At 66.4% G+C, this 15725-nt stretch carries 17 protein-coding genes; 11 read left to right on the top strand and 6 right to left on the bottom strand.

Annotated features, from left to right (window positions below; genetic code table 11):
• Positions 1-51: 51 nt before the first annotated feature.
• On the bottom strand, positions 52-627 hold the full coding sequence (locus QQZ11_RS11075) for a hypothetical protein (protein ID WP_284550438.1): 576 nt from the start codon (positions 625-627) through the stop codon (positions 52-54).
• Positions 628-677: 50 nt separating this feature from the next.
• On the opposite strand from QQZ11_RS11075, the gene QQZ11_RS11070 reads away from it, so the two are divergent.
• A complete protein-coding gene (locus QQZ11_RS11070; protein ID WP_284550437.1) occupies positions 678-1550 on the top strand; it encodes an aldo/keto reductase in 873 nt (290 codons plus the stop codon).
• A gap of 75 nt (positions 1551-1625) precedes the next feature.
• A complete protein-coding gene (locus QQZ11_RS11065) occupies positions 1626-2276 on the top strand; it encodes an SRPBCC domain-containing protein (RefSeq protein ID WP_022910173.1) in 651 nt (216 codons plus the stop codon).
• A gap of 12 nt (positions 2277-2288) precedes the next feature.
• Here QQZ11_RS11065 and QQZ11_RS11060 read toward each other — a convergent pair whose 3' ends face one another.
• The 5 genes from QQZ11_RS11060 to QQZ11_RS11040 all read right to left on the bottom strand — a co-directional run bounded on the left by QQZ11_RS11060 (position 2289) and on the right by QQZ11_RS11040 (position 7106).
• Positions 2289-3983, bottom strand: coding sequence for a SulP family inorganic anion transporter (locus tag QQZ11_RS11060; RefSeq protein ID WP_022910172.1), 1695 nt, complete (start codon positions 3981-3983; stop codon positions 2289-2291).
• Entirely contained in the window at positions 3980-4342 is a 363-nt protein-coding gene (locus QQZ11_RS11055; protein ID WP_284550436.1) for an ArsR/SmtB family transcription factor, read from the bottom strand. The genes QQZ11_RS11060 and QQZ11_RS11055 overlap by 4 nt, the downstream gene beginning before the upstream one ends.
• 66 nt (positions 4343-4408) lie before the next feature.
• Complete coding sequence (locus tag QQZ11_RS11050; RefSeq protein WP_284550435.1) at positions 4409-4930, bottom strand: mycothiol transferase; 522 nt, start codon at positions 4928-4930, stop codon at positions 4409-4411.
• A gap of 40 nt (positions 4931-4970) precedes the next feature.
• Entirely contained in the window at positions 4971-6215 is a 1245-nt protein-coding gene (locus QQZ11_RS11045; RefSeq protein ID WP_284550434.1) for a glycoside hydrolase family 76 protein, read from the bottom strand.
• Positions 6216-6308: 93 nt separating this feature from the next.
• Positions 6309-7106: a hypothetical protein gene (locus QQZ11_RS11040; RefSeq protein WP_022910168.1), complete on the bottom strand. Its 798-nt coding sequence runs from the start codon at positions 7104-7106 to the stop codon at positions 6309-6311.
• Between the two features lie 159 nt (positions 7107-7265).
• On the opposite strand from QQZ11_RS11040, the gene QQZ11_RS11035 reads away from it, so the two are divergent.
• From QQZ11_RS11035 to QQZ11_RS10995, 9 genes are all read left to right on the top strand, one after another.
• Positions 7266-7559: a hypothetical protein gene (locus QQZ11_RS11035; protein WP_022910167.1), complete on the top strand. Its 294-nt coding sequence runs from the start codon at positions 7266-7268 to the stop codon at positions 7557-7559.
• Between the two features lie 533 nt (positions 7560-8092).
• Positions 8093-8575 (top strand): hypothetical protein, encoded by a 483-nt coding sequence (locus QQZ11_RS11030; RefSeq protein ID WP_284550433.1) that lies wholly within the window; start codon positions 8093-8095, stop codon positions 8573-8575.
• 195 nt (positions 8576-8770) lie between these two features.
• Positions 8771-9112, top strand: coding sequence for a hypothetical protein (locus QQZ11_RS11025; RefSeq protein ID WP_284550432.1), 342 nt, complete (start codon positions 8771-8773; stop codon positions 9110-9112).
• A 235-nt stretch (positions 9113-9347) separates the two neighbouring features.
• Positions 9348-11552: a glycogen debranching protein GlgX gene (glgX, locus tag QQZ11_RS11020; RefSeq protein ID WP_284550431.1), complete on the top strand. Its 2205-nt coding sequence runs from the start codon at positions 9348-9350 to the stop codon at positions 11550-11552.
• A gap of 745 nt (positions 11553-12297) precedes the next feature.
• Positions 12298-12660 (top strand): hypothetical protein, encoded by a 363-nt coding sequence (locus QQZ11_RS11015; RefSeq protein WP_284550430.1) that lies wholly within the window; start codon positions 12298-12300, stop codon positions 12658-12660.
• A 112-nt stretch (positions 12661-12772) separates the two neighbouring features.
• Positions 12773-13123 (top strand): hypothetical protein, encoded by a 351-nt coding sequence (locus QQZ11_RS11010; protein WP_284550429.1) that lies wholly within the window; start codon positions 12773-12775, stop codon positions 13121-13123.
• A 159-nt stretch (positions 13124-13282) separates the two neighbouring features.
• The gene (locus tag QQZ11_RS11005; protein WP_284550428.1) at positions 13283-13876 is read left to right on the top strand and encodes a hypothetical protein; all 594 of its coding nucleotides are present in this window, start codon (positions 13283-13285) and stop codon (positions 13874-13876) included.
• A 1281-nt stretch (positions 13877-15157) separates the two neighbouring features.
• Positions 15158-15349, top strand: coding sequence for a hypothetical protein (locus QQZ11_RS11000; RefSeq protein ID WP_284550427.1), 192 nt, complete (start codon positions 15158-15160; stop codon positions 15347-15349).
• Entirely contained in the window at positions 15346-15690 is a 345-nt protein-coding gene (locus QQZ11_RS10995) for a hypothetical protein (RefSeq protein WP_284550426.1), read from the top strand. The genes QQZ11_RS11000 and QQZ11_RS10995 overlap by 4 nt, the downstream gene beginning before the upstream one ends.
• Positions 15691-15725 lie beyond the last annotated feature (35 nt).

Below are 15725 nucleotides of genomic sequence, written 5' to 3'. Positions count from 1 at the left end.
TCAGGCAATGGGTCGGGTCAGGGAAGGGGTCGGGTCAGGGAAGGGGGCGGGTCAGGGGACCGGGGGCGCAAGCCGGGCGCAGGCCTCGGTGTAGGCGGCCATCACGTGCTCACCCAGGTCGGTGAAGCTCTGGTGGTCACGCAGTGCCTCGGTTGAGACGATCGCGTCGATGATCACCTCGACGGCATTCACCGTGAGGGTCACCCCCCGCACGGTGGCCGTCGACGTGACCGGCCCCTCGTCCGGGTCTGCCAGGTGGGAGAGCGCCCGATCCTGGTCGGCTCGGATCTGTGCGGCGACCAGGTCCTGCTCCGGGGCGCGCGGGCCCTCGGGGGCCGGCCCGCCGGGGTTGCCCGGCACCAGGCGCGGGACCTGCACCTCGGGTCGCTCGAACAGGGCCTGGGTGTAGGCCTCACCGAACTGTCGATTCCACCGGTCGGGCGTGGTCGGGGTCGCCGGGAACTCGACAGCCACCAGCTGACCACGCGCGTTCACGGTGACACTGGCACCGTCGTTGGTGATGGTGACGACGGCCGAGGCCGCCTCGTCGAGCCGGGCAGCCTCGTCGAGGAACGCCTGCGCATTCCGCTCGAGCCTGTCGAGCACCTCGTCATCCAGCGGACTCATGGGACGAGCCTAGGTGTGACGTGGTTCACGACCGTGCGAGAGTGGGTCACATGAATGCACCTCAGCGAACCATCGGCCAGTTCCAGGTCTCGGCGATCGGGCTGGGGGCCATGCCCCTGTCGTTCAAGGACCCCCTGCCCAGTGACGAGCAGTCCGACGCCACCGTCCACGCCGCCCTCGATGCCGGCATCACCCTGATCGACACCGCCGACATCTACGCCCCTTCATGGGACACGATGGGCCACAACGAGCAACGGGTCGCCCACGCCCTGAAGTCGTGGTCCGGGGACCGGGACTCGATCGTGGTGGCCACCAAGGGCGGCATCACCAGGAGCCAGGGCAATGTGTGGGGACGCAACGGTTCACCGGAGTACCTGCGCCAGGCCGTCGAGAAGTCCCTGCGGAACCTGCAGGTCGACGTCATCGACCTCTACTACTGGCACCGCCCCGACCGTCACCGCCTCTACGCCGACTGCGTGCAGGTCTTCGCCGACCTCAAGGCCGAGGGGAAGATCAAGGAGATCGGCATCTCGAACGCCAACGTCGAAGAGATCGAGATCGCCCTCGAGGTGCTGGGCGAGGGCGGTCTGGCCGCTGTGCAGAACGAGTTCTCACTGCGCTTCAACCACACCTCCCTGAGCGAGTTGCAGTTCTGTTCCGATCACGACATCGCCTTCCTGCCCTGGTCGCCGTTGGGTGGCTCGGGGGGCGCCAAGGAGGTGGGCGGCAAGTACCCGGCCGTGCAGCGGATCGCGCAGGCTCGCGGTGTCAGCCCCCAGCAGGTCGTGCTCGCGTGGCAGTTGTCGCTGAGCGATCGGGTCATCCCGATCCCCGGCGCCTCTCGTCCCGAGTCGATCCTCGACTCCGCGCAGGCGATGACACTCGAACTGTCGGCCGACGAGATCGAGTCGCTGCACCTCTGACCTCGAACCCGCCCGTCGGACGACGTTCGCGCCGTCCGACGGACCCCACCCCTCACTCACGTCACGGGAGCGACCATGAACGTCACTGGACAACTCGGTGCTGTGACTCGCGGCTGGCGCCGCGAGGAGCGCGACGGTGAACTGGTGCTCGTCCAGACCCTCAGCCAGACCTTCCCCAGCCTTCTGGACGAAGTATGGGACGCCGTCACCTCCCCCGACCGGATCGCACGCTGGTTCATGCCGGTCTCCGGAGAGCTGCGGGTGGGTGGTCGCTACCAGTTCGAGGGCAACGCCGGGGGAGAGGTACTGGAGTGCGAGCCTCCCAGCGAGGGCTCGGCCCGGTACCGGGTCACGTGGGAGATGGGCGGGGTCTCGTGGGTCACGGTGCGCCTCGAGTCCGCGGGGGAACAGACCCGCTTCGACCTGGAGCACGTCGCCCGCGAGGACGACGTGCCCGCCGAGATGGCGGCGACCTTCGGGCCGGGTGCCACCGGTGTCGGATGGGAGGGCGGCCTGCTGGGGCTCGCGCTGCACCTGTCGGGCCGGGGCGGGTCGATGACGCCAGCCGAACTGATGGCGTGGGTCGCCACCGATGAGGGCCGCGCGTTCCACCGCGGCGCGGCCGACGCCTGGGGCCGAGCCGCCGTCGCGGCAGGCACCGAGCCCGACCTCGCCCAGCGACAGGCCGACGCGACGTACGCCTTCTACACCGGCACCGGGGGCTGAGCGCGAGCGGCGTCAGCCGATTCCCACCGCGGACGAGGCCCGGGCCACGTGGCTGCGGGCGTGCGCGACGGCCTCGTCCATCGTCGTGTACAGGTGTTCGTGGTGCCGCAGCGAGGCCAGCACGCCGACGCTCTGGAACAACTGCTCGTGGCCTTCCTGCACCCCCTTGATCAGCACCGTGATGCCCCGGCGCTCCAGGGCGCGCACGATCTCGGTCAGCACGCGGGCACCACTGGCATCGATCAGTTCGAGTTGCGACATCCGCAGGATCACGACGCTGACGTGCTCGATGCTCGTCACCGTCTCGAAGACCCGGTCGGACGAGGCGAAGATGAGTGGGCCGTCCAGGCGCAGGGTCGCGATCCGCTCGTCCCCCGGGCGAGGTTGACCGGGCAGGTCCTCGCGACTCACACCGGTGGCCCGGGCCATGTTCCTGATCGCCACGATGCCGATCACGACCACCCCGACCGCGACCGCCACGATCAGGTCGAACGACACGGTGACCACAGCCGTGACGATGAAGCTGATGGCGTCGCCCCTGGTCGATCCCAGGATGGAGCGCACCGTCGCGGCGTGCACCATGCGCACCGCCGTGACCATCAGGATGCCCCCGAGTGCGGCCAGCGGGATCCGGCCCACAGGACCGGCGGCGACGAGCACGATCAGCAGCAGCACGGAGGCGTGGATGATGGCGGCCAGGCGCGATCGTCCGCCCGACCGGACGTTGACGGCGGTGCGTGCGATGGCGCCCGTCGAGGGCATGCCGCCGAACAGTCCGGCGCCGATGGAGGCCACGCCCTGACCGACCAGTTCGCGGTCCGGGTCGTAGGGACCGGTGTCGTCGAGGGACGCAGCGACCCGCGCCGACAACAACGACTCGATCGCGGCCAGCGCGGCCACGGTGAGCGCCGGCGCGACGAGGTGACCCAGGGTCGACGGGTCGATCGTGGGCAGCCCGGGCACCGGCAGCGAGTGCGGCAGGGTGCCGATCACGGCCAGCGGGTTGGGCACGACGGCGGCCAGCCCCGCGACCACCACGATGCCGACCAACGATCCGGGCACGGCCCGGTAGACCCGCGGTGCCACCAGCATGCAGAGCGCGACCACCGCCGCAGCCCCGGCCGCCCACAGCAGGTACGACCAGTCCGCCTGCGCCAAGGACTGGCCGGCGGCGATCAGGGCATTGGAACTGTGTGCGCCGGCAGCGACCCGATGCCCCGAGGTCAGCAGGGGCACCTGCTGCAGGAAGATGATCAGCGCGATGCCGAGGGTGAAGCCCTCGATGACGGGCCACGGGATGAACGAGACGGCCCGGCCCAGCCGCAGCGCGCCCGCGATCAGGGTGAACAGGCCGGCAATGATGCTGACGGTGGCGACGGTACCGGCGCCGTACTGAGCCACGATCGGCAGCAGCACCACGACCATGGCCCCGGTGGGGCCCGACACCTGCACGTTCGAGCCGCCGAAGACGGCGGCCAGCAGCCCCGCCACGATGGCGGTGACCAGACCAGCCTCGGCGCTGACTCCGGAGCTGACCCCGAACCCCAGCGCCAGCGGCAGCGCGACCACGCCGACGGTGATGCCACCGAGAACGTCCCCCCGCCACGTGGTGCGCAGGTCGCGATAATCCGACACGGCGGGCAGGAGTCCGACCACCTGCCTGGCCCAGGCCAGAGGCGACCCGGGGGACGAGTCCGTCGTCGTCATCGGCTGGGGATCTCGGGCAGCGATGCGACCTCGTCCCACTGCAGGCTGGCATCGGCGGCCAGGTCCTTCAGCAGTCTGCGGGCGACGGTGAGCAGTTCGGCGACGGCGGGGGAGAACTGTCGGTAGAACACGTGGCTGCCACGCCGTTCGGAGACGACGAGGCGGTTCTTGCGCAGCACGGCCAGGTGCTGGCTCAGGTGGGAGGCCTCGAGCTGGGTGTGGAGACCGAGTTCGGAGACGGTGTGTTCCTGGCCGTCGGCGAGGAGTTCGAGGATGAGGATGCGGTACGGGTGGGTGAGGCCTTGGAACAGGCCTGCCTTCACCTCGTACAGGGGTCGGGCGGTCCAGGATTGCGGCATGATGAACTCATCATATCGTCAGATGGCGAGGGGCCAGAATCCGCCGACGGTGCGGACGGCTCGGGGTCAGTAGCCGATGCTCCAGTCGGCCACGATCCCGCGGACGTACTGGGCCTGCGCCACATGGGCCACCGCATCGTCGATCACGCTGACCAGGCGCACCCCTCGGGTGACGGGCGGGTCCCAGCGAGTGTCGACGACGTCGTCCAAGGCGGATTCGTCGATCTCCTCCAGATGGTGCAGCAGACTGTCAACCGCGGCCGACAGGTAGGCGGGCAGCACCGACGGGTCGCTGACCCGCAGCGATTCCACCTCACCGTCGTCGTCACCGAAGCCGGACTCCTGGTCGTCGCGATGGATGCCCGTGCGGCTGGCCCAGTCGCCGGTGTGCCACACCTGGTCGCGTCCGGTCAGCTCAGCCACCTGGGAGTCGAGTTGTCTGCCGGCATGCCAGATCAACCAGGCGATGCTGTTGCCCTTGCCGTCGGGACGGGCGTGCAGCGCGTCCAGGTCGAGCCCGCGCACGAGGGCGTTGGCGGAGTCGACGGGACGATGGGCGGCGTCGGCCAGAACTGCGAAAGCATCCATGCTCGCAGGCTACCGGGCATCTGGCCGACGCCCACCGATCTCAGTAGAGCTTGCCCCAGTCACGCTGCGGCCACGCGAGCACGGCCATGATCTGCACCATGGCGGCGTTCTCGATCAGCTCGGCCCTGGTCGGGTCGTCGTTGGGGAAGTAGAACAGGCCGGTCTCGGGGTCGCGGCGCTGCTGCCACGCCCACGTCGCGTACTCACCCATCCGAACCGCCGCATCGACGCGCCCGGTGACGGAGGCCAGCAGCAGCAGGTTCTTGAAGTAGATGGAGTTGAAGAACGGCGGTTGCTTCTCCAGCGCGCCACCGGCGTAGAAGGCTTCGGCGGCGTCGGCGATCCGCTGGGCCTCGTCCACGTACTTGCGCTCACCGGTGGCCAGGTACAGCAGCGTGTTGACGCCGATCGGGACGCCCTGGTTGTAACTCCAGATGGTGCGGTCGATGTCGCCCGACAGCTTGATGTTGTCGTGGTAGAGGCCGTCGGCACGCTGCAGGGTGGAGTTCGTCCACTCGTACATGCGCAGCGACCAGTCGAGGTACGACTGCTCGCCGGTCAGCAGGTGCAGGCGAAGACCCAGTTCTGCCCCGGGCATGTTCGAGACGGTGTTGCGGTCGGAGCTCCAGTTCGCCTGGGTCCAGAAGACACCTCCGGGGGAGGGGTGGGTCGGGTCGTCGTCCCACCCGCTGACCACCAGGTCGAAGATGGCCTTCGCCTCGTCGAGATCGGACGAGGCCCCACCCTGCATGAGGTGGCGCTGCACGTCGATCAGGCCGACCCATTCGTTGTCGTCGTAGAAGAAGTCACCGCCCCACCCCCACGGTGGCATCGGGTACGAGGCGTGGCCCGGCAGGCCCGTCGATCCGGACTGGCTCCAGTACCGGGACTGACCGGTGCGGCAGTCGGCCAATGCCTGGTCGAACCGGTGACCGGCACCGGTCATGCCGGTGAGGTCGAGGGCGGCCCCGTGCGCCTGCGAGAAGGGCCACTCGTAGGAGTAGGGGTTGTCGTGCGAGCCCTGGAAGGGGAACCGCTCCCGGAAGAGCTGGCTGCCGTCGTGGGTGGCGAAGTACTTCTGGACGAGGTCCCAGGTCTGCGCTGCCCGCAGTCCCCACACGGGGGAGGGGGTGGTGGCTGGAGGGGCGGGCTTGGCGTGGGCGGTCATGGGTGCGGACAGGCCCATCGCTGCGAGACCGGCGATGCCGGCGGCGCGGCCGAGCGTTCGGCGACTGGTGAGCATGGAAGGGCTGGCGGGATTGGAGGGATTGGGGGGCTTCTGCACGTGAATCTCCCTTGATCGTTCGTGACAGTGAGTTAATCCAAAGCTTGGAGTAACGCTCGCGTCAAGCGATTGGGAGGATTTGGTCGGACGAAGTCAGGCCTCGGCGTTGGCGGGGGCGCGAGCCAGGACGATGCAGCCGCCGATGCAGGCGGCAAGCCCAAGCAGCGCCGGGGCCCACCACCCGGCGCGCACCTGGTCGTGCAACCACAGCAACCCCACGGCCGCGGGCACGACGACCTCCGCGACCCACAACACGGCGGTCACGGTGCCCACCGCGCCGCGCTCAAGGGCGCGGGCGTACATCAGCGCCCCCGCGACACCGGCGACCACGACGAGCCAGGTCAGCCCGTGGCGCAGCGCATCGAGCACACCGTGCTCTCCCAGGTGCTCCGCTCGGGCACCCAGTGCCGAGACAGAGAACAGCAGTCCGGCCACCAGCCCCAACAGCGCTGGGTGGCCCCGGCCATAGGAGACCGCTGCAGCGGCCAGGAGCAGCACGGTCGCCCCGAGCAGGGCCCACGTGAACGCTGGGGGAGGGGAGGCGGGCGCCTCGTCACCGGCCGACGCGGACACCACGACCAGGCCCAGGGTGACCACCGCTATGGCGGCGAGCTGGCCCCGGCTCGGCCGGATGCGCAGGACGGGCACGGCGAGCAGCACCGTGACGGCGAGCGAGGCAGCGAGGACGGCCTGGACGACGAAGAGGGGGAGCCAGGCGAGCGCCACCAGTGACGCCAGCCAGGCCAGCCCGTCACAGGCAAGGCCGACGAGGTACAGGGGTTGCGCCATCACGGACGGCCCGGAGGCTCGTCGGGCCCCGGCGGCTTGGAGCACGCTCGCCACGCCGTAGAGAACCATCCCTGCGATCGCCATCAGGTGTCCGAGAGTCATGCACGCATCCTTGCAGCCGACACCAGCGGCAGGCGCACTCGCGCACCGTTGGGGTGATGCACCCCAGCGATGAAAGCATGGGCGTGGCCTCATGACGACGAGCGAAGTGCCCCCGGCCGGAACTGATGGCCAACCGAAGGCGCTTGGAAGGGAATTGACGTGCACCTCGTCGCCCAGTTCGTGCAGATTCTGCTCGAGCTGCCGATGGACGGTCTGCCTGGCCCGAGACCGACCGCACCACCAGGCTCCGACCGGATCGCCGCCGTGCTCGGCTGGTTGATGTGGTCGGTGGGCGCTCTCTGTGTTCTGATGGCTGTCGCCGGGAGCGCCCGGCTGGCCGCCGCCCATCGCCGCGGTGAGCGCGTGGGATACGGCGCCGTAGGGATCCCGATCATCGGCCTGATCCTCGCGACCCTTGCGGCCTGCATCCTCACCCTCTTCCCCGGCGCCTGAGCGGGTCCGGACGGCTGTTCGAGATGAAGGAGCGAGAGGATCATGCGACGAGGAGTGGACGAGAGATGATCACAAGGGCTGGCTTCGTCGCTGGCGCGTGGCGACTCCTGCGGTGGGCTGCAGTGGCGTGCGCCGCGGGCTGGGCCGGGGCCTTCCTCCTCTGGCTGCCTTGGATGCTCACTGACAGCAAAGCGGCTGCAGACATGGTCCAGCCTGTCCGCAACCGCAACCCGAATGAGTCCATGACCCCCATGGAATACTGGGGTTGGATCCGAGGCTTGTACGCACCCAGTGCGACTGCCTTGGCGATCGCGGGCTTCGTGGTCATCGTCATGATTGGTTGGATACTTCCAAGCACGTGGCGAGCTTGGCGCTGGCCGAAGCCACGAGACTAGCCCGCGTGCGCTGCGAGCGATACGGGCATACTCGCTCCGACTCAATTGGGGACTCAGGGCACTGCGGAGGGCGTTGGCGGGTAACGTCAGAGTGAAGAGGAAACTGCGGCTGAGCCCTTGGACGGAAGGAGGTCGAACATGCCACGTCCATCCAAGGTGGCCCACTGGTTTGAACAGGCCTCGCTAGATGCTGTCCATTTGGGAGTGGGGACTGGGCATCTGGATGAGATATTTGGATCCCGATCAGCAGTGCTGAGGTCGCCAGACGCTGCAGTCGCTGGGTTTCTCAGGATCGCTCAACTTGTGGACACCGTCCCGAATCTGCGCTGTTCGATGGCCTTCTCCGAGACATTGTCTGACGAGCTTCAATGCGAACCCACTCCGCTGGACACCCTGCGTGTGTCGGTCGCGGAGGCACCAGTCGTGTACCTCTACCCCGCGTCGTCGTTTGGTGATCATCCCGGCGTGATGGAGGTGTACAGATTCCCATATCAGACACACCCTTGGCCCGGGCGGAACTTGGCTGTGGAGTTTGAGAGCAGCAAGGATCCCGCAACCCCTTGGGAGTACAGGAACGTGGTGAACGTCTACTACACCCACGGTCGCGGCGTCCGCATCTGAACCCGTGCAGCCCTGAAGGAGGACTTCAACGAGATGTTGACGGGACCAGTCAGCCGACGAGCGGCCACCGAGGCAGTCATTGCTCTCGTAATGATCACGGTCCTCGTGGTCGCAGCCAGGCTCGTGATGGAGTGGAGACAGGAGATCCCGAACAGTTTCTACCCGGTGTTCTGCGGCACAGTAGCGTGCAGCACGTTGACGGCTCTGCTGTCACGCCACGCATCCACGTGGAAGCGCCTGACCGCCTCCATCACTGTCGTGGGAGCCTTGGCGGCCCTGCTGATCTACCCGGTTTCTTCCTCCAACTATGGGATCGCCTTCATGGATGATGGTGTCTACGCGCTCGAAGTGAGTGGGTTCATGGACTCCCATCTCGTCCTGGCACAGCGCAACTCCCTCTGGATGTCACCGTGCAGTGAACCAGAGAGTGTGGGTACGAGCATCACCACCATCAGACTGCGTCGGATGGGCGGGTCGGCTTACTCCGTCGACTTGTCAACCCCCTTGGGCCCTCGGCACCTCACCATGCACTGCTGATGCCCGCCGCCCAGACCCGCCCTCAAGGCTCCCGGCGAACAGGACCCTGCGCACAAGCCTCGCCTCGACGCCGCACGGATGGTTCTCGCACGCACTCGGTTGGACGGACCAGCTGTCGGAGCAGGCATCGCGCTTGGTGACGTGCGCTCCCGGGTCCTCGGGCTGGGGTCGGCCGCGCACGACTCCCGGAGGGAGCACGGTCGATAGTCTGGCGTTCCAACAGGAGGAGGACCGGATGCAGATCTGGCCAGGATCGCCCTACCCGCTCGGTGCGACCTACGACGGGCGGGGGACGAACTTCGCCCTGTTCAGTGAGGTCGCCGAACGGGTCGAGTTGTGCCTGTTCGATGCGGATCGCAACGAGACCAGGGTGGAGTTGACCGAGGTCGACGCCTACGTCTGGCACGGTTACCTTCCGCAGGTGGGCCCGGGGCAGAGGTACGGCTATCGGGTGCATGGGCCCTTCAACCCCGCCGCTGGGCTGCGCTGCAACCCGAACAAGCTGCTGCTCGACCCGTACGCGAAGGCCACCGAAGGGCAGATCGCCTGGGACCAGTCCCTGTTCGGCTACACCTTCGGCGACGAGAACTCCCGCAACGACGAGGACTCCGCCGCCCGGATGATGCTGGGCGTGGTGGTGAACCCGTTCTTCGACTGGACCGGTGACCGCGTCCTCAACATTCCCTACAACGAGTCGTTGATCTATGAGGCGCATGTCAAGGGCATCACCTGGCTGCATCCCGAGGTTCCGGAGGAACTGCGCGGCACGTACGCGGGGATCGGGCACCCGGCGGTGGTCAAGCACCTGCAGGACCTCGGGGTGACGGCGATCGAGTTGATGCCGGTTCACCAGTTCGTCCACGACGCGCACCTGGTGGAGCGTGGTCTGAAGAACTACTGGGGCTACAACACCTTGGCCTTCTTCGCCCCCCACGCCGAGTACTCCTCGATCAAGGACCCGGGCTCGCAGGTGCAGGAGTTCAAGGGCATGGTCAAGACCCTGCACGCCGCCGGTATCGAGGTGATCCTCGACGTGGTCTACAACCACACGGCGGAGGGCAACCACATGGGCCCAACTCTGAGCTTCAGGGGCATCGACAATCCGGCGTACTACCGCTTGGTCGATGACCAGAAGCAGTACTACATGGACTACACGGGAACCGGGAACTCCCTCAACGTCGGGCACCCCCACTCCTTGCAGCTGATCATGGACTCCCTGCGGTACTGGGTGGTGGACATGCACGTGGACGGGTTCCGCTTCGACCTCGCCTCGGCGCTGGCCCGGGAGTTCTATGACGTGGACCGGCTGGCGGTGTTCTTCGAACTCGTGCAGCAGGACCCGGTGATCAGCCAGGTGAAGCTGATCGCCGAGCCGTGGGACGTGGGCCCTGGTGGCTACCAGGTCGGCAACTTCCCGCCGCAGTGGTCGGAGTGGAACGGCAAGTTCCGCGACGCGATCCGCGACTTCTGGCGCGGCGAGCCGAACCTGGGTGAGTTCGCCGCACGGATCGCGGGCTCGGCCGACCTGTACGAGCACTCCGGACGGCGCCCGGTGGCCAGCGTCAACTTCGTCACCGCCCACGACGGCTTCACCCTTCGCGACCTCGTCTCGTACAACGAGAAGCACAACTACGCCAACGGCGAGGACAACCGTGACGGGGAGAGCCACAACAGGTCCTGGAACCACGGCGTGGAGGGGCCGACCACCGACCCCGACATCCTCGCCGCGCGGGCCCGGCAGCAGCGGAACCTGATCGCGACGCTGCTGCTCAGTCAGGGGGTGCCGATGATCCTCTCCGGCGATGAGGTGGGACGCACCAAGGGTGGGAACAACAACACCTACGCGCAGGACTCCGAGATCTCGTGGGTGCACTGGGACGAGGCCGACGCGCCGCTGACGACCTTCACCGCCACCGTCGCGCGACTTCGCGCGGAGCACCCCACCTTCCGGCGCAAGCGCTTCTTCACCGGCGCCGCAGTCGCCAGGGTCGGCGATGAGCAGCGGCTCAACGACATCGTCTGGCTGCACCCGCAGGGCCGTCCGATGGAGGACAGCGACTGGGGAGCGCCCGGCGCCCGGGTGATCGGCATGTACCTCAACGGTCATGGCATCGCCGGCAAGGACGCCATCGGCAACCCGATCATCGACGACCACGCGTTGCTCTACTTCAACGGCCGGCCCGACCCGGTGGAGGTGACACTGCCGCCGGCGGAGTACGCCGAGGCCTGGGACGTGGCGGCCGACACCGCAGCGGACGACTCACCGGCAGCGCCGCTCAAGGCAGGTTCAAGCCGGGTGCTCGACGGTCACAGCGTGTTGGTCCTGATCCAGCACACGGGTGTGGAGCCGGAACTGCAGGTGTCAGCCGCGGCGTCGGTGGCGATGATGGCAGAGCAGGCGGCAGTTCCGGTCGTGCCTGAGGAAGCGCGGGGGGAGTAAGTGGGAGTCCGGAAATCCATGGTCATACGAGCAGCCTCCTTCTGGCGTGCGCCTCCGGCTCATTACTCCACGGTCGAGGTGCTGGCCACCGACATGGATACGTGCTCAGGGGTGCCAGCGCGTGTTCATCGACCCGAGGTGAGCAGTGCTCTTCCTGCATCAGCGACATCGTCGGTTTCCGCTCGGGCACCACAGCGGTAGGGGAGTGGCGTGCTCTTCCGGTTGGGGTCACTTCGTTGGCTGGTGAGCGAGTCGGCGATCATCGTGTGTGCGGTCTTCGCGCCAGGAGGGCTGATTGTTGCAGCTCAGTGGTTCCAATACATACCGATGCTGGTCAGAGAAAGATCTGTGGACAACATCTTCCTCGTGGCTTCGAATGGTGCTCTGACGCTTCTCATCCTTGGCATCGCCTCGTATCAGGTCGCCAACAGGACCCTCTTCATCCGAGACCAGCACTGGAAGCTACCCCTGGGAAGATGGCGACCGACTCGTGGTGAGCAAGGGCAGTTGACCGTTGATCTTCGACCCGGGATTGAGAGCAGGACGATCCGCCTGGTTCTCCCGGGGGAGTCCGATCGTCGAGTCGGTCGCGTCGAGACGGAATCCTTGGCCATGGCTCGCCGGTGGCAGGACTGCATCGATGGACCCAGTGGGGGCCCGACGTGCGCCCTGCCCGGTCACGCCGAGTCACCAAGACGACGGTCGCCCCAGATGGAACAATCGTCCATGTGAAGGACAAGCGCGCATGACCGCCTACAGCGATCGCCCAAGCGCTCTCGACGCGCTCCTGACTCTGGGACCTGACATGGACGCAGCACTTGATGCCGTTCGACGATCTGCGCTCCATGCGGACGGGCAGTCGGCGTTCCTTGATCGCATGACCGTGCGACGGGCCCTGGATGAGTTCACCCGGGGAAATCTGTCCGAGGCACTGCTCGAGAGCTGGGCTGAAGTGCTCCACGGTGCAGAGGACGTCGAGCTGGATCCGATTGATCGTGACTTTTTGGCGGAAGCCCTCTTCGAACTGTCTACGCCGGAACTGTTCGGTCCGATGGACGAGATCGTTAGCAATCTTGAAGCGCGGGAGAGGCGCATGGATGTGGGGTAGCAATCTCGGCCCACTGGCTCGCGACGAACGTTCGTCGGGATACCTACTCCGCGACGTACCTGCGGCCTACAGGGGCTTGATCGACCGACTGGTGGGCGAAGGATTTTCCGCCGTGATCGGCGATGAAGACACCAACGCTTTCGGCAACCAAGTGGTGCTGCTCGTTCACGACAACATTCGGGTGCGGCTCGTTCGCGACCGTGGCCAATGGTTCCTTGAGATCGACGCCGCATTGACAGACGAGTGGTTTTCGCCCGTCATCTGGATGGCCCTACTCGACAAGGAACTGCCCGATGCGCGGAGACCGTCGGCCGAGAAGGAGGCTTCCTTCGTGGTCAGGCGATGGCCCGACTTTGATGTGCTCGCCACCCCCTGTGCGGTGGAGAAGCTGAGGGCTTGGCAGGAGCGACGAGCGGCGCAGCTGGGAGCCTTGGAGCGGGAACAAAGCAGTGACGCGACCTGACCGCCTGCTGCCCTCGGCCCTGTCGAGCTGCTCGGAGCGCTCGTTGAGCCGCGCTCCAACCCCGCGCCGCCCCTGTCCAACCGACTTAGGGGACTGCAAGCAGACTCTCTCAGAGTGACGGAGTCGGTGTCAGGGGCCCGTTGAATGTTACCTTTGGCCGTGATTTCTGCCACGCTTCAGGGTTTGTCCCGCGTCCAGGGTGGCCTGAAGAGGCTGGGCCGTGGCGCGACCTTGGAGGCGTTGCAGCCTGGGTTGAGCCCGACCCAGACCAGACAATTCCTCCAAGCGGCGGGGCTGCCCGCTGATGCGCAGACCGAGGCGCTTTACTCCTGGCGTGATGGCACCCGAACATCTGGATTCAAACTGGATGACCTTCAGATCTTTCCGGGCTTCTACTTCCTCTCGATCGAGGACGCGGTTCACAATTACCGCGCATTTGTCAGCGACCCCCGGTGGAGTCCGAACTGGCTCCCCCTCTTCGCCAACGGCGCAGGGGATTTCTACTTGGTTGACTTTGGAGATCCGTCCCGGCCGATGCGTCACTTCCGCCTTGAAGAGACCGAACACCCAATTGAGTTCGGCTCACTGTCGGACATGATGATGACTCTGGCAGGAGGCTTCGAGCGAAGCGTCTTCTTCGTTGATGGTCAGGGATACCTCGAAATGGACGACCTGAAATTCGCAACCCTCGCTGCGGAACTGAATCCCCGAGTTACCTGGTGGACTGACCCGACCCTCGGTGGCTTGGACTAGGCGGCAGATTTGGTCCCGCCAGAGTGCGCACTCGCTGTAGCCGCGAACGTGGGCTCGTTCCTCGTGCTCACGTCGGCCGGGGGACTTCGAAGCCGACGCACAGACGGAGATCCCGCGGCCCACTGGGAGCTGGTGCCCACGAATCGCATACCTGCCCTCTCATCGTAACCACGCCTCGGGCGTCACAATCCTGAGGCGGCTCTGCTCTCGTCAGCCCTCCGGCGACAAGGAACTGTGCTCACCAGCGCTCTAGGGAAGGGGACACGCTCGGGCAGCCCCTCTGCGCCGCCCTCTCCCTACCCACAGTCGCGAACGTCTACTAGGCTGGGTTACGCCCGCGAACGTGCCGGCCCACTTGGGCGGTCCGTTGTTTGCGCCGCCTGCCGGGCCGGTGGTGTTCGTGAGGATGGAGCCATATGAAGGTGATCATGCCTGGAGCAACTGTGTTGGCCATGTTCATCGTCACTAGTTTCCGGCCGCTGGGGGGAGGCATGCGGACTGTGGCATGCAAGTACCCGGTCCATCTTCGAGGGCCATGGTGGTACTGCTCGTGGTGACACCTCACGCGCCCACGGAGGCCTCCATGGTCCCCAGCAAGACCACGACCGGTGTACCAGCCGTCGCGTGCAGGCTCGCTATCACTGCCGTTCTTGGACTCGCACTCGCCACATCGACCATTCACGCGTTGGCATGGCTCATGAGTCTCCGCGGCGAGTCCCCGCTGTGGTGGGTCGACCCGTTCGTCGAGATCTACTGGCGGGACTCCTGGGATTGGCGCACCACCCTCGCCTTGACGGTCACCGTCTCAGCAGTCATTCTTCGCGCGGCACTCACCCGCAAGCTCGCTTGGAACTCGCTTTCACGTCCCGTCCTTGTCGCCGCCCTCGCCTGGTCGATACTCGTGTTCCCTGTCGTGGTGGGGCTAGAACCGCGTTCCGCCCCCGTGTTCTACAGACACGAGTCTGATTATCTTCGCGCGGCACAGTGGGTTGAGGAACATACTGATTCGAGTTCCAGCGAAGGGGATGTGATCCCACTTCCGCCGCGACTCGGTGGTCTCACAGTGGACGATGAGGTACGGGTGGATCGGGCGGGGGTCGTTTTCGCGACCGACAAGAGCTTGCTGGGACGGACCGCGGGGATCTGGTACACAGATTCAGACATTGAGGCTCCGGCTACTGGCGAGGGGTGTCGCTTCATTCGATTGTCCCAGCATTTTTGGTATTGCGGATGACGCACCAAGTGGCGATGAGCTCCGGTCCTCCGACCCCTGGCGTTGAGATGACCGAATACGTCGAGCTCACCTTGAAGCGCGGCCGCGGCTGGCCGTGGTCCGAGGACCGGCGAAGGGGCTTCACGGCCGTCGAGAGCGGCTGCGTGCCGGACTGGCAGTTCGACGCGATCTGCCTGGAGTCCTCTCCCAACCGGCGGGTCATCGGCCCCAACGGCGACTTGGGAGAGATCATTCGATGACGATGCCGGAACCCTTTCAGGCGCTTGCCCACTCGCTCGGCAGACTCGCTACGTCGGCCCCCGATCAGATCAAGTACCTCGAGGCGCTGGGTGTTACTGACCTTGTCGATGAGCTTGCCCTCGAGTTCGACGACCTCTATCGACCGCGCGCGAGTCTGGTCGAAGAGGCGTCGCCCGAAGCCGCCGCTGCCTGTCGAGAACTTGACCGCATGCTCTCCAACGACCAGCTCGGCTGGACGTTTGCCGACCTCGAATCCCCCCAATGGCAGGGGATCCGTGCAACTGCTGCGGCCGCACACTCCGCCCTGGCGGATGTCCCAGCGGGAGGATCGCTGTGCTGATCACTCGGCCAATTGCAGTGGCTGCAGGCATCGCA

It is taken from the genome of Aestuariimicrobium sp. T2.26MG-19.2B (genome assembly GCF_950101875.1).
Classification (GTDB): Bacteria; Actinomycetota; Actinomycetes; order Propionibacteriales; family Propionibacteriaceae; genus Aestuariimicrobium; species Aestuariimicrobium kwangyangense.
This window is presented reverse-complemented; position numbering and strand designations above follow the sequence as displayed.